11 protein-coding genes are annotated in these 13,349 nt (G+C 51.4%); 6 read left to right on the top strand and 5 right to left on the bottom strand.

Features of this window, described 5'->3' with window-relative positions:
- Nucleotides 1–27 precede the first annotated feature (27 nt).
- The gene (locus ACTJJS_RS02110; RefSeq protein ID WP_440662215.1) at nucleotides 28–546 is read right to left on the bottom strand and encodes a hypothetical protein; all 519 of its coding nucleotides are present in this window, start codon (nucleotides 544–546) and stop codon (nucleotides 28–30) included.
- Between the two features lie 96 nt (nucleotides 547–642).
- The gene (locus tag ACTJJS_RS02105) at nucleotides 643–1,878 is read right to left on the bottom strand and encodes a PmoA family protein (protein WP_440662214.1); all 1,236 of its coding nucleotides are present in this window, start codon (nucleotides 1,876–1,878) and stop codon (nucleotides 643–645) included.
- A gap of 136 nt (nucleotides 1,879–2,014) precedes the next feature.
- On the opposite strand from ACTJJS_RS02105, the gene ACTJJS_RS02100 reads away from it, so the two are divergent.
- From ACTJJS_RS02100 to ACTJJS_RS02090, 3 genes are all read left to right on the top strand, one after another.
- Nucleotides 2,015–3,562, top strand: coding sequence for a hypothetical protein (locus tag ACTJJS_RS02100; RefSeq protein WP_440662213.1), 1,548 nt, complete (start codon nucleotides 2,015–2,017; stop codon nucleotides 3,560–3,562).
- Nucleotides 3,549–3,833, top strand: a complete 285-nt coding sequence (locus ACTJJS_RS02095) for a hypothetical protein (protein WP_440662212.1) — start codon at nucleotides 3,549–3,551, stop codon at nucleotides 3,831–3,833. The genes ACTJJS_RS02100 and ACTJJS_RS02095 overlap by 14 nt, the downstream gene beginning before the upstream one ends.
- Nucleotides 3,834–3,894: 61 nt before the next feature.
- Nucleotides 3,895–4,521 (top strand): hypothetical protein, encoded by a 627-nt coding sequence (locus ACTJJS_RS02090; RefSeq protein WP_440662211.1) that lies wholly within the window; start codon nucleotides 3,895–3,897, stop codon nucleotides 4,519–4,521.
- Between the two features lie 33 nt (nucleotides 4,522–4,554).
- Here the strand turns inward: ACTJJS_RS02090 and ACTJJS_RS02085 are convergent, their stop codons facing one another.
- The 3 genes from ACTJJS_RS02085 to dnaK all read right to left on the bottom strand — a co-directional run bounded on the left by ACTJJS_RS02085 (nucleotide 4,555) and on the right by dnaK (nucleotide 10,304).
- Nucleotides 4,555–5,577: a dipeptide epimerase gene (locus ACTJJS_RS02085; protein WP_440662210.1), complete on the bottom strand. Its 1,023-nt coding sequence runs from the start codon at nucleotides 5,575–5,577 to the stop codon at nucleotides 4,555–4,557.
- Between the two features lies 1 nt (nucleotide 5,578).
- On the bottom strand, nucleotides 5,579–8,200 hold the full coding sequence (locus ACTJJS_RS02080) for a 4-alpha-glucanotransferase (protein ID WP_440662209.1): 2,622 nt from the start codon (nucleotides 8,198–8,200) through the stop codon (nucleotides 5,579–5,581).
- A gap of 196 nt (nucleotides 8,201–8,396) precedes the next feature.
- Complete coding sequence (gene dnaK / locus ACTJJS_RS02075) at nucleotides 8,397–10,304, bottom strand: molecular chaperone DnaK (protein WP_440662208.1); 1,908 nt, start codon at nucleotides 10,302–10,304, stop codon at nucleotides 8,397–8,399.
- Nucleotides 10,305–10,608: 304 nt separating this feature from the next.
- Here dnaK and ACTJJS_RS02070 point away from each other — a divergent pair, with 304 nt between their 5' ends.
- The 3 genes from ACTJJS_RS02070 (at nucleotide 10,609) to ACTJJS_RS02060 (ending at nucleotide 13,234) form a co-directional block, all read left to right on the top strand.
- Entirely contained in the window at nucleotides 10,609–11,970 is a 1,362-nt protein-coding gene (locus ACTJJS_RS02070; RefSeq protein WP_440662207.1) for an OmpA family protein, read from the top strand.
- 122 nt (nucleotides 11,971–12,092) lie between these two features.
- Nucleotides 12,093–12,569 carry a GNAT family N-acetyltransferase gene (locus ACTJJS_RS02065; RefSeq protein ID WP_247654825.1) on the top strand — a complete coding sequence of 159 codons (477 nt, stop codon included), beginning with the start codon at nucleotides 12,093–12,095 and terminating at the stop codon, nucleotides 12,567–12,569.
- Between the two features lie 83 nt (nucleotides 12,570–12,652).
- The gene (locus ACTJJS_RS02060; RefSeq protein ID WP_440662206.1) at nucleotides 12,653–13,234 is read left to right on the top strand and encodes a porin family protein; all 582 of its coding nucleotides are present in this window, start codon (nucleotides 12,653–12,655) and stop codon (nucleotides 13,232–13,234) included.
- Nucleotides 13,235–13,349 lie beyond the last annotated feature (115 nt).

Here is a 13,349-nt window from a genome sequence, read left to right as displayed (position 1 = left end):
GTTATAACAGCCTTGCGGCATGGTTGTTTAATTGACGGACCAGTTGGCGGAGGGGTTGTTGCCGGCAATGGTGCTGGTCCCGGCCATACTCACAAAAGCTCTGAAAGGTTGTACATTTTCTTCGGAAAGCGGCAGTTTATAAGCCTTTCTGCCAGGACCTACCACGACCTGTGCGTATTCCATAGGGAACAGCCGTATGCGGATGAGGCGCAATGGCAGAATGAGTTTATAGTCCGTATAAGTGTTCAGGTTGCTGACAGCTTCTCCTTTCCGCAGGCATTCCACGAACTCGTCAATTTTTTGCAGGCGTTTGTTGGCCTGCATGAGCATGATCGCATATGGAATCACCGGCCCCGCAGCGACGCAGCAGAAAATCAGTATCAGTAAAGGTGGTATTTCCGCACTGCTTTTGAGAACAGAAGTGAGGACCACTGCCAATAACAGCAATGCCAGTATCTCCGCGGTGATCAGCGCCTGAAATATCTGCTTCTTATCTTTCTCGTGGATGGCCGTCAACGTTGCCTTCAGGTCCTGTAGACTTTTCATATGGTAGCTAGTTTTTCAATATCAGGAAATCCGGGGATGGGTCAACCTTTTCCGTGACGAAGTAAAGTAAAAAGCATGACATCACAAAATAGATCCTTATTCTTTCCTGACTACCGGCGGGAAGGCAAAGTCCTTCCAGGCAGCTTCCGCTTCTGCCGGCGTGATGTCGCCATCATACACCATTACGCGATAGGTTAACGTATATTCATTTCCGTTAGTTAGCGTCCAGGATTTCATTTTAGTGGGAGAATAGTTGAGCATCAGTTCACCGCCTTCCATATTTTCAGGCCATACTCGGAGTGGTTCCGGGGAGTCATAGTTGGTTGGTGCGTTCATGATCAGCAGTCCGGCTTTGCCTTGTGGCGTGGTGCCGGTAATTTTGACCCATCGGGCACGGGTGCTGTCAGCGTCCTTGCGGGTTTTGCCTTCGGAGGTAAGGACCTGGCTGGTGCTGGCGGTGAAGGACGCGGTGGTGCGCAGCCCGAAACCGCCGCCGTAGCGGTATTGCAGCAATGTGATGCCGTCAGTTGTTGCGGGGGTGAACAGCGAGGTGATATCCCACAGGCGGCGTTTACCGTTGTCAGTTGCCGGATAGGCCCGTACCTTCCAGGTTTCATTGATCGCTACTTTTTCTGTGCCGTCTTTCAGAAACGCCACATGTTCCTGGCGGGCGCTGAAGCCGCACCAGGCGTTGCCGGCAGTGACGGATTCCATTTTCACGAAACGTACTTTGCCTTCTTTTTTCTGTACGTTCCAGAAGTCTGTCTCCCTTCCTTCAAAGCTGGTATGTGTCCAGGGGTTCCAGATGCCCATATGGTGCCGATGGCCGGCGTTGGGGAACGCGTTGGTGAGCACCATCCCGTTAGGTGCCCAGAGCGGATGGATAAAGGCGCTGCGGCGATATGCCGTATCGCTGCCGGCAGGTGGTTCTACCGTAGCATAGTTGTATTGCAGAATTTTTTGCAGGCCTTGTTGCAGTATCAGGGCACTGTGGTTATCGGTGATCTGCATGACCGGTGCCACGGATGTTTTCCGGTTGGCTTTTTTCAGTTCGTACGATCTTTGGGCGCCTGCGGGCGTACGGCCTTCCAGTACCCACCAGAGCGCTCCATCCGCCGCAGTAACGGCGACGGGCACACGTTTTTTCCCGGTCACTTCTTCCAGCAGCAGGCCTTCTGTGTCTGCCGGTTGCTCCAGCCGTATGTGCACGATGCTGTTATGTCGCTCGATATCACCTGCCTGTACGGTATAACGGGCAATGACCTGTGCGGCAGTCTGCTGGCCGGCCAGCAGGCCGCCGAGGAGACAGAAGCTGCGGAAATATGTTTTCATATGCAATCGTTTGCAACAAAATACGGTTTACTTTTTCACTATGCAAATACTTTGCGTGACGGTATGTTAATATTGTTACGGGAACCTTGCCTGTTATCCGTTTATTTTAATATTTTTAGCGCTTAACGAAGAATATATGGCAAGCCCTGCGATTCATATGTTGACGACGAAACTCATTATAACCAATAAAACGGCCTTACAAAAGAAGTATGGAGACCAGCACCAGGCGCTACTGGACGACCTTGCCTCATTGCAGGCGGCGGATGCCGGCAGGCAGTTGTCCACCCGGCTGATTTTCCTGGATGACGCCGCCCAGATGCAGGCCTGCCAGTCCACCCCGGTGACAGAAGTGACAGATGAGGCCCAGCATAAAAAAGCGATCGATGACCTGTACCGGTTTTATTCTCCCGGTTATATTATGTTGGTAGGCGCGCAGGACATCGTCCCCTTTCAGCGGTTAAAGAACCTGTTGAAAGATAACGACCAGGACAGCCTTATCCCCAGTGATCTGCCATATGCCTGTGACGCGCCATACGATACCGATCCCGGCAAATTCATTGCGCCCACACGGGTGGTAGGCCGCGTGCCGGACATCCCGGGAGTTGCTGACCCTTCCTATCTGCGGTCACTCATCAAAGACATACTGGACACGGTATCACAGCCGGCCCAGGTGTACAGGCCTTATTTTGCTGCCAGCACATTTGACTGGCAGGACTCTACACAGAACAGCCTGCAAAACATATTTGGCGATAAAAACGGCCTGCTGGTTTTCCCCGGCACGGACGCACTCAACGGCTCCAACTGGTCTACCCAGATGATGCCTAAAACACATTTCATCAACTGCCACGGTGCGATATACAACCCCGGCTACTATGGCCAGAAGGCGGCCGATTTCCCGCTGGCCATGCGGTCAGACACCATTACCGCCAAACTGAGCACCGGCACCATCGTGGCGGCCGAATGCTGCTATGGCGGCCAACTGTACGACCCGCAGAAAAATGCGGCCAAACTGATGAGCATGGCCAACAGCTATCTGCTGAACCATGCCATCGCTTTCGTAGGCGCTTCCAATATCGCCTACGGCCCGCCTACCGGCCAGGGACTGGCCGACCTGCTGACACAGTTTTTCCTGATCAACGTGCTCAATGGCGCGTCTACCGGCAGAGCGCTGCTGGAAGCCCGTCAACGTTTTCTGCATGAAATGGGCCCCACCCTCGATCCTTTTGAGCTCAAAACAGCGGCCCAGTTCTACCTCCTGGGCGACCCGTCGCTGCAACCGGTGATCAATGACAGAGACCCCAGCACCGATGGTGTAACACAACCTTTTGTAAACACCCTTCAGAACCGTCGCGACAACCTGGAAGCCCGTGGTAAAATGCTGGACGATTTCCTCTCACCACCGGAACACACTACAGACACCCATGCCACAGATCCCGCGCTGGAAGCGGCCATACACTCCCTGTTAGGCGTAAAACAGTTCACCTCGCCCCCACCGGCGAAAACATTTATCAGTCAGCGGAAAAGCCAGCTGACAAACACGGCATCAGGCGCGTCCATACCATCTGTAAAATTTCACGTATTTTCGGAATCAGCAGTCAGTGGAGAGCGCACCAGCACCAAAGTGCTGGTCGTAAAAGAAAAAAACAATCAAATACTGGGCTACCGTGAATATGTCAGCAGATAATCATCACGAAAAAAATATCATCCGCCTTACCGGCCGTCTGGTATTGCGGACCTTCGGCCAGCGCTCCAAAAGTGAGCATCTGGGCGTATATCTGGTCACCGACCAGGGCGACTACCTGATACGCCCTGCCGGCGCCAATCCCTTCATGGATAACCCGCTGATGAAACTGGCCGGGAAAACCGTCACCGTCGAAGGGTATATCGTAGACTACGTATTTCTGGCGCGCTCATGGAAAGAAGAAGAAGATCCCCACACGGATGCTGCTATTTAGCGGTTTTTTATTACTTTGGCGTTTGATGCCATCCCGCACGCATAGATGACAACAGCAACCTATGAACTTATCCTCTTTTGTAACCACCCTGGTCCGCGATGGACAAGTGACCGTAGCCACTGTGGCCCATCCCTTTTCCCAGGATGACCTGACGGAGACCCGGAAGGTGCTGCTGAACTACTACCAGCATGATGTTACTGATATGCCCGGACAGGCACCCGCCTTCGACAGTGATGCCGCACTATGGGCTGCCGGCTTCCTGTACAGAGGGGCACAACTGATCAAACTCCGGCATATCGACAATGCCGGCATCGATCAATGGTTGCCTAAACATCCCGGAGCCGCCGGACCGGAAGCTGTTTATTCCGCCGACCTGTGCCTGCGTTACTTGCCAGACCTGCTTAGCATGGCCAGAGACCTCACCCCCGCAGACCCGCTGGTACAACGCCTCACCGAAACAGCCGCCCAATGGCCATTCTCATCCACCGGTATGAACATCTTCCCTGTGACACCCCTGACCGCCATCACCGGACACCCTTCGCTGTTGCTGGCTTATACAGACCGCGTCATCGCCAGCAAAGACACCGGCAGATGCAGTAACCCCACGGTGATGACCGCCGTGAAAGCCGCTCTTGGTAACTATGCCGATCTGCTGTGGCCCGGGTTTTATGACAGCTTCCGGGATTAACATACAAACCGATCGCCCTCGATCATGTTTTTATCAAATAATTTTCTGCCGCAGCACAGCGCCCACACCAGGCCTGTCGGCATAAATAATACGGCCGTTGTCGATACGGATGCCATCGGCGGTATCTTCTGCCAGCAGCAGCGGTCCGTCCATATCCACATAGTCCAGTAAAGGCAACAGATGCGCCACGGCGGATGTGCCGACGGTGCTTTCATTCATGCTGCCGGTCATTACCTTCATATCATATTGCCGCGCTTCTTTGATCATACGCAGCGCCGGCGTAATGCCACCGCATTTGGTCAGTTTGATATTGATCCCGTGGAAATAGCCATGGCAGCGGGCCACGTCCTGTTCCACGATACAGCTTTCATCTGCAATGATGGGCAGTACCGACTGTTCAAAAACATTCTTCATACCCTCTCTGTCAGCTGCCGCCATCGGCTGCTCAATAAATTCCACGCCCAGTGGTTTCATGGCAGCGGCATTTTGCAGCGTTTCCTCTACGCCCCAGGCGCAGTTGGCATCTACGCGGAATACCGCCGTAGTGTGCTTTCTCAGCTCGGTGATAATCGCGATATCTTCTTTGGTGCCCAGTTTAATTTTATAGATCGGCCAGGGAAACTCCTTTAGTTTCTTCACCATATTTTCAATGGTATCAATACCGATGGTATAGTCTGTCAGTGGATTATGGGAAATATTGAGTCCCCACACTTCATAGAGCTTTTTGTTTTGCCGTTTGGCGTAGAGGTCCCATGCCGCGAGGTCCAGCGCGCAGAGGGCGAACATATTATCCTGCAATAAAGGGAACATGTCCTGCCAGAATGCTTCCGGTTTGTCCAGCGTATAGTTCTCGATAAAGGGGCGGTGAGCGTTGATGGATTCCATCAACCGGGGCACGGTCATATTGTAATAGGAATTGTCGGCCGTTTCTCCGAGGCCCGACAGGCCATCCTGTTGCAGTTCCACTACCAGTAAGGGTTGTACGTCTTTCGATTTGCGTGAAATGGTGAACGTATGGCGGAATTTCAGCTCAAAAGGATAAAGTGTGAGTTTCATTTTAAAACTTTCGTAGTTCGTAATCCGTAATTGGTTTATTAATTCTGTATCTCCAGTAATGTTGTGTCACCGCGGGAATATTGATCCTTTCCTTATCGGGATGCTGGTCTGGCATATACCCCGACGCTGCCAGCAGGTCCTGTATTTGAAAGATACGCCACATGGCATTAGCCTGCAAGTGTTGGCCGATAATTTCCTTTATCAGGACAGGATTGGCCTGTAGCGGGGCCGGTGTTGGATGTTTTAATACCTGTTGATAATATTTTCGGGAGATGCCTGTGTTTTCTTCCCACCACCCTCTCAACGTGCTCATATCGTGAGTGGCCGGGGTCAGCACTGACAGGTAGGGCGCCTCAAAAATAGCGGCGAAATCCTGTCCGCTCCTTTTGGGCATACGCTCTACTTCCAGTCCCAGGATGCCCTGCGCCTGTATCACGCCCGGCACGCAGTGTGGCACCATGCCCAGGTCTTCCCCGCAGATCAGCATACGGGTGGCCCTTCTGATGAGAGGCAGCTTATGCATGGCTTCCTTGCGCCAGCAGCTCTCCTGCCGTACATAAAAATAATGATGGTACAATGCCAGCAACCGTTGTTGTGTAACGGCGTCCAATGCTGCAAACGAGTTAGTGGCGGCCAGGTCGTAACGAGGGTGGTACGTCACCCTTTCCCCTTTGGCGACCTTTATCAATAATACGTCGGCGATCAGGCTGAACAGCGCCGATTCCACAGCTTCCGGCAGCTGCAGCTCCCTGATTTTACGCTGTGTGTCACAATGCGGCTGAAAAGCATAACGCCCGTTGGGCAAGGTGTACAGATAACGGTCTTTGACAATCCCGGCATAACTGCCGAAGATCTGGTCCAATATAGCGTCGGTCACCCATGGCTGGCAAAAACGCTCCTCTTCAAAAGGGATGCCTTTCTGCAGCAGCTCTTCCCGGCTAACGGGAATGGCTGGATGAAAATATCCCAGCAGCCCCTGTACGGCATGTTGGGGTATCTGCCAGATGCGAAAGAAGCCCAGGATATGGTCTATCCGGAAAGCGTCGAAATAAACGGACATATGCCGGAGCCGTTGCTGCCACCAGTCGCAGCCGTCGGCCATCATTTTTTTCCAGTTATAGGTAGGAAAGCCCCAGTTCTGCCCTTCTGCCGTAAAGCTGTCGGGAGGCGCACCGGCCTGCATGTCCAGATGGTAAAGGCCGGGATTCATCCAGGCATCTGCGCTGTAGCGGGAAATCCCGATAGGGATATCCCCCTTCAGGGCTATTCCTTCCCGGTGTACGGCTTCTACAGCGCTTTGCAGCTGAAGGTGCAGGTGGTACTGTATAAAAAAATAAAAGTGTACCGTGTCTGCGGCAGCCCTGTCTGCTATCACCAGCTGGTTGATAGCCGTATAGTCGTATTGGTTATATTCAGGCCAGCGGGAATAATCGCTGGTATGGTATTTATCACGCAGATAACAGAAAACAGCATAAGGCAGCAACCAGTGTTCGTTGGCGGCAAACCACTGCCAGTAGGCGCGGGTTTGCAGCTTCTCTCCTTCCGCCTCATAAAGGGCTTTGAGATAGGCCAGTTTATAGGACAGTACGGTTTCATAATCCACGTCCTCTTTTTCGTTGAGCCATTGCCGTAAGGAATGGAACTGCCGTTGCAGCGGATGGCTGTCAGGCAGCCGGCCTACGTCCTGCAGGCGGATATAGAGCGGGTGCAGGGCAAAGGAGGAGATGGCGGCGTACGGGTAGGAGTCGCGCCACGTCCAGGTGCTGATCGTGTCATTGACCGGCAGCAGCTGTATCAGTTGCAGGCCGTCCTGCCGCGCCCATTGCGCCAGCGGCGCCAGGTCGGCGAATTCGCCGGTGCCAAAGCCCTCGTTGCTGCGCAGGCTGAATACGGGCACGGCTACACCGGCGCCTTTCCAGAGAGGATAATCTCTCCGCACAAAGTCATCATGCAGCACTGTCAGGCCACTGGTATCGTAAGGAGACAGCTCTCTGTCAGGCCCGTTTTCATAATATTCGAAAGTATGGTTGTCCAGATCGTAGATACCGTATTTGTACCGCACAGGCGTGGCAGCAGTGGCCGGAAGTTGCAGCGCGGCGGTAAACCAGCCCTGGGCGTCATATTGCAGCAGCAGTGGTGTTTCGATGTTCCAGCTGCCCAGCTGCGGGATGCTGCCGAGCAGGCATACGGTTTTGCCGGCGGGCAACAGCGGGGCCTGTACACGGAAAAGGTGCGTAGCCTGACGGATGTCAGGCTGTTGTACCGGATGTCGGAAAAACACCCTGGTAAACGGGGCCGTTTGCCAGGCATGCTCCGGCTTTCCGGCGTAGCTCCAGGTATCTATGAACTGGTATGTTTCCCGGGCCGGATCAAGCGGTATTTCCCGGATACCGCCTTCATAGGTCACTTCTTCCAATTCCCTGAGTATGTATTGATATTGGAGAACAACAGGGGTATCGGCGGTAATATGGATAGTAGCGCTCCACCAGTCGTCATTTTCCCATTGCAGGCGAAGGGCCTGGTGCGGCACGTCGTTGCCCAGTGCGGGAATGTTTCCCAGCAGGTAAATTTCCTGCCCGTAATGGGTGTGGTACCGAAGGTTAAACCGTAATTTCTGATGCATCTGTTCCCTGGCTAAGCGGGAACAATGTAAAGATTATTTACGGATTTTTTAATGTGCGATTTTTCGATACCGGGATGACAAAAGCGATTGATCATGCATCATAAAAAAGACCGAAGCGAAAGTTATTCGCTTCGGTCTTTTTGTTTATCAATGTACGAAATCAGGAAATCGCACATCAAAAAATCCGCAAATGGATTTATTTCACTTCTTCAAACTCAGCATCGGTAACACCGTCTGCGCCTGCGTTAGGCTCGCCTTGTTGCTGGCCGGCGCCTCCTGCAGCAGCGCCTTCCGGCTGGCCCTGCGTTGCTTTGTAGATTTCTTCAGAAGCAGCGGTCCATGCAGCTTCCAGTTCAGTAGTAGCAGCATCCAGCTGTGCACTGTCCTGGGATTTGTGAGCTTCTTTCAGTTTATTGAGCGCTGTTTCGATGGTTGCTTTTTTATCAGCAGGAACTTTATCGCCGTATTCTTTCAGTTGTTTTTCTGTCTGGAAGATCAGGCTGTCAGCTTTATTGAGCTTTTCGATTTTTTCGCGTTGTTCCTTATCGGCTGATTCGTTGGCTTTCGCTTCCGCTTTCATTTTTTCGATCTCGTCTTTATTCAGACCGCTACCAGCTTCGATTTTGATATTCTGCGTTTTACCGGTGCCTTTATCTTTGGCAGTTACGTGCAGGATACCGTTGGCGTCGATATCGAAGGTCACTTCGATCTGCGGAACGCCGCGCGGAGCCGGAGGAATATCACCGAGGATAAAGCGTCCGAGGGTCCTGTTCTGGTTAGCCATTGGCCTTTCACCCTGCAGTACGTGGATTTCCACGCTTGGCTGGTTGTCAGCGGCAGTAGAGAAGGTTTCGGATTTTTTGCTCGGGATGGTAGTGTTGGATTCGATCAGTTTGGTCATCACACCGCCCATGGTTTCGATACCGAGGGACAGTGGCGTAACGTCGAGCAACAGTACATCTTTCACTTCACCGGTGAGTACACCGCCCTGGATAGCAGCACCAACGGCTACCACTTCATCAGGGTTTACACCTTTATTCGGTTTTTTACCGAAAAATTTCTCTACCACTTCCTGAATTTTCGGGATACGGGTAGAACCACCTACGAGGATAACTTCGTCGATCTCAGAGGTGTTCATGCCTGCATCTTTCAGGGCTTTGCGGCAAGGTTCCAGTGTTCTTTCCACCAGGCTGTCGCTCAGCTGCTCAAATTTAGCACGGGTGAGTTTTTTCACCAGGTGTTTAGGCACACCGTCAACAGCGGTGATATAAGGAAGATTGATTTCTGTTTCAGCAGAAGAAGACAGCTCGATTTTAGCTTTTTCGGACGCTTCTTTCAGACGCTGCCAGGACATCGGGTCTTTGTGCAGGTCTACGCCTTCGTCTTTTTTGAATTCGTCGGCCAGCCAGTCCATGATCACCTTGTCGAAGTCGTCGCCACCGAGGTGCGTGTCACCGTTAGTGGATTTTACTTCAAATACACCGTCACCCAGTTCCAGGATGGAGATATCGAAGGTACCGCCACCGAGGTCAAATACAGCGATTTTGGTATCGGTATGTTTTTTATCGAGACCGTAAGCCAGGGCGGCTGCGGTAGGTTCGTTGATGATACGGCGTACAGTCAGACCGGCAATTTCACCGGCTTCCTTGGTAGCCTGACGCTGAGCGTCGTTAAAGTAAGCAGGAACAGTGATGACTGCTTCGGTTACTTCCTGGCCCAGGTAATCTTCGGCCGTTTTTTTCATTTTCTGCAGGATCATCGCGGAAATCTCCTGCGGCGTATATAATCTGCCGTCAATATCAACGCGGGTGGTGTTGTTATCACCTCTTACCACTTTGTAGCTAACGTGTGTCAATTCGTTGGATACTTCGTCAAAATGACGTCCCATGAAACGTTTCACTGACATAATGGTATTAACGGGGTTAGTGATAGCCTGACGCTTTGCAGGGTCACCTACTTTCCTTTCTCCGTTTTTCAAAAATGCCACTACTGACGGGGTCGTTCTCCTTCCCTCGTCATTGGCAATCACTACCGGTTCGTTACCTTCCATAACGGCAACGCATGAATTGGTAGTTCCTAAGTCAATGCCTATTATTTTTCCCATAGTATTAAGATTCTCCTTTAGTTGTAAGTTAAAAGTCGTATTTGTCTTAGGTTTGTCAATGATTATGCCAAGCAAAAAAATATGAAATTATGTCAGTCAGGTGTCCTATATTTGAACAAGTGAGTTGATTATTTGGTTATTTAGTCATTTGTAAGACCCGACAAAATGGCCAGGCAGCATGGCCATCTGTGTAGTATCGTTACCCGTTCTTAACCTCGCCTTTCTTTAGCAGCCTATTCGTCTCTTGCCTGTATTTGTATCATTTTATCAGACAAAAGCAATTGTATCACTTAAGTGTTTTCTTATGAACAAATCCATTATCTGGCGGGCATCCTGTGCCCTTATGGCCCTTTTGCCCCTCTTTAGCAATGCCCAGGACCAAACAACGACGTCTGCTGTTCCCACCGTACAGCTATTTAAAGGCCCCCAGGAGTACAAAACATGGTCAATCGGTATCAATGGCGGCCTGCTGGCCCCAGTGGCTGCCACCGGCGGTAGTAACGACTTTACCAAATGGAAAGCCTCCGGCGGTTATGGCGCCTATGTAAAATACCAGATACTGCACTTTATGGCCCTACGTGCCGATTATGTAGGCGGCAAATTAAAAGCCGACAACAGTAAGAACTGGGGCAATGGCCAGCCGCCTGTTAGTCCTTACAGCTCCTTTGAAACAAAACTCAAATGGTCCGCTTCCCTGAACGCGGTATTTAATATTACAACGGTCAACTGGCTGTTCCGTAAAAACTTTGTCATGCTGTATGGCTCTGTGGGCGGCGGTATCGCCGGCTATAGCCCATCGCTCACTCCCGCCGGCAGCAACACTTCCTTCGATTATAAACCCGATGGCACCATCAAGGAGCTGATCATCCCGGTAGGCGCCGGCCTGAAGTTCAGATTATCTGAATTCATCAACCTCGACCTCGGTTATACTATGAATTATGTGGACGCGGACAACCTCGACGGCCGCAACTATGGGCCCAACAAGGACAAATACTCCTATGGCTACGCCGGACTGGAGTTTGCCCTTGGCAAAAAAGGCAAGCCCCAGCTGCAGTGGCATAACCCTGCCGCCGCCACCTACGATGAGCTGGAAGCGCAAAAAGCGTCCCTTCGCACAGCCCTCGACGCTGCCAACCAGGCTAATGCAAGGCTGACAGCAGACGTGGACAAACTGACCAAAGACAGCGACGGAGACGGCGTTTCCGACTTCTTCGATAAATGCCCCGGCACTCCGGCCAACACTGCTGTAGATGGCGCCGGATGTCCGCTGCCGGCCCCGGTTATAGAGAAGAAGGAAGAAAAGGTGGTCATCACGGAAGAAGATACCCGTATCGTGAAAGAAGCAATCCAGAACCTGGAATTCGACTTCGCGAAAGCCACTATTAAAGCACATTCTTACCCGGCGCTTGACAGGGTGGCAGAACTGCTCAAACGTAAAAACCTGAACCTCAAACTCAGCGGCCATACAGACAACGTGGGAAGCAAGGAACGCAACCTGGCCCTGTCCAGAGAAAGAGCGGAATCCGTAAAATCCTACCTGGTAGCCAAAGGCGTAAACGCCTCTAAAATTGAAGCCGTGGGTTATGGCATGACACAGCCCATTGCCAGCAATAAAACCGCTGCCGGCAGACAAAAAAACAGAAGAGTCGAATTCACCATATTCTAATTACGAATTACGAATTACAAATTACGAATTGAGGGCTTTCATATGGAGAGGTTATTAAATAGCCTTCCCATATGAAAGCCCTCAATTCGTAATTTGTAATTCGTAATTTGTAATTTTATAGCATGACAATCAGAACAATTACGCCTGCCGACAACCCAACGCTTGCCAACATTATCAGGACCTCCCTCGCAGAATTCGGGATGGACGTGCCCGGGACCGTTTATACCGATCCTACGACCGATCACCTGTCCGACATCTACAATAAACCACGGGCCACCTATTTTGTAGCAGAAGAAAACGGGGTTATCCTCGGTGGCGCCGGTATTCATCCGCTCGATGGCGGTGAAGACCATGTATGCGAACTGCAGAAGATGTACCTCCTTCCCGCTGCAAGAGGCAAAGGCCTCGCCGGCAAGCTGATCACCCTGAGCCTCGAATATGCCAAAGCCAACGGTTACACCCAGTGCTATCTCGAAACAGATCCCCGGCTGGCCAGGGCAAGACAAGTATATGAACAATTCGGTTTCAGGTACCTGACAGGCCCCATGGGCAATACCGGCCATTTTGGCTGTGATAGCTGGATGCTGAAGGATTTATAGGATTCCCCGTTCCGTAGTTTTTTATGGACTGATTAAATCCGGCATATTTCTTGGGATGAGGGGCGAAGCAAAAAATACATATCATGAAAAAACTTATTCTGTCTGGTATATTCGCCATTGGTACTGTACTGGCAGTAAAAGCACAAACAGTGAAATTTGGTGTAAAAGGCGGTCTCAATCTCGCTAAAATCACCAACGAAAGCTCCGCTAAAACCCGTGCCTCCTTCTATGCCGGTGGTCTCGTAAACATCGCACTGGACCAGAACTGGGCTATCCAGCCGGAACTGTTGTACTCCGGACAAGGCGCCAAGCTGAAATCCAGCTACCTCGGTGGCCTGATCACCACCGAAGGCACACTGAAAACAGATTACATCAATATCCCTGTAATGGTGCAATACTCCATCGTTCCGGCCTTCTACCTCGAAGCAGGCCCGCAGCTGGGCATCCTGGCAGGTGCCAAAGTGAAAGGCGGTAACGTGTCTGTAGATATCAAAGACCAGATGAAAACGGTGGACTTTGGCATCGGCGTAGGTTTCGGCTACAAGTTTGACATGGGCCTGGGCGTATCCGGCCGTTACAACTTTGGACTGACCAACATCTATGACTCCGATAAAACCACCAACAAAAATTCCGTAGCACAGATCGGTCTGTTTTATATGTTCTAATTACGAATTACGAGTTACGAATTACGAATTAAGGGCTTTTTTATGGAGAGGTCAGTAAATAAACTTCCCATAAAGAAGCCCTTAATTCGTAATTCGTAACTCGTAATTCGTAATT

It is taken from the genome of Chitinophaga sp. 22308 (assembly GCF_052045305.1).
Taxonomy (GTDB): domain Bacteria; phylum Bacteroidota; class Bacteroidia; order Chitinophagales; family Chitinophagaceae; genus Chitinophaga; species Chitinophaga varians_A.
This window is presented reverse-complemented; position numbering and strand designations above follow the sequence as displayed.

What these genes read in the sequence shown, in the direction of transcription:
- ACTJJS_RS02100 (WP_440662213.1), top strand. Translation starts at nt 2,015, where the DNA reads ATGGCAAGCCCTGCGATTCATATGTTGACGACGAAACTCATTATAACC.
- ACTJJS_RS02085 (WP_440662210.1), bottom strand. Translation starts at nt 5,577, where the DNA reads ATGAAACTCACACTTTATCCTTTTGAGCTGAAATTCCGCCATACGTTC.
- ACTJJS_RS02105 (WP_440662214.1), bottom strand. Translation starts at nt 1,878, where the DNA reads ATGAAAACATATTTCCGCAGCTTCTGTCTCCTCGGCGGCCTGCTGGCC.
- ACTJJS_RS02095 (WP_440662212.1), top strand. Translation starts at nt 3,549, where the DNA reads ATGTCAGCAGATAATCATCACGAAAAAAATATCATCCGCCTTACCGGC.
- ACTJJS_RS02070 (WP_440662207.1), top strand. Translation starts at nt 10,609, where the DNA reads ATGAACAAATCCATTATCTGGCGGGCATCCTGTGCCCTTATGGCCCTT.
- ACTJJS_RS02090 (WP_440662211.1), top strand. Translation starts at nt 3,895, where the DNA reads ATGAACTTATCCTCTTTTGTAACCACCCTGGTCCGCGATGGACAAGTG.
- ACTJJS_RS02080 (WP_440662209.1), bottom strand. Translation starts at nt 8,200, where the DNA reads ATGCATCAGAAATTACGGTTTAACCTTCGGTACCACACCCATTACGGG.
- ACTJJS_RS02065 (WP_247654825.1), top strand. Translation starts at nt 12,093, where the DNA reads ATGACAATCAGAACAATTACGCCTGCCGACAACCCAACGCTTGCCAAC.
- ACTJJS_RS02060 (WP_440662206.1), top strand. Translation starts at nt 12,653, where the DNA reads ATGAAAAAACTTATTCTGTCTGGTATATTCGCCATTGGTACTGTACTG.
- dnaK (WP_440662208.1), bottom strand. Translation starts at nt 10,304, where the DNA reads ATGGGAAAAATAATAGGCATTGACTTAGGAACTACCAATTCATGCGTT.
- ACTJJS_RS02110 (WP_440662215.1), bottom strand. Translation starts at nt 546, where the DNA reads ATGAAAAGTCTACAGGACCTGAAGGCAACGTTGACGGCCATCCACGAG.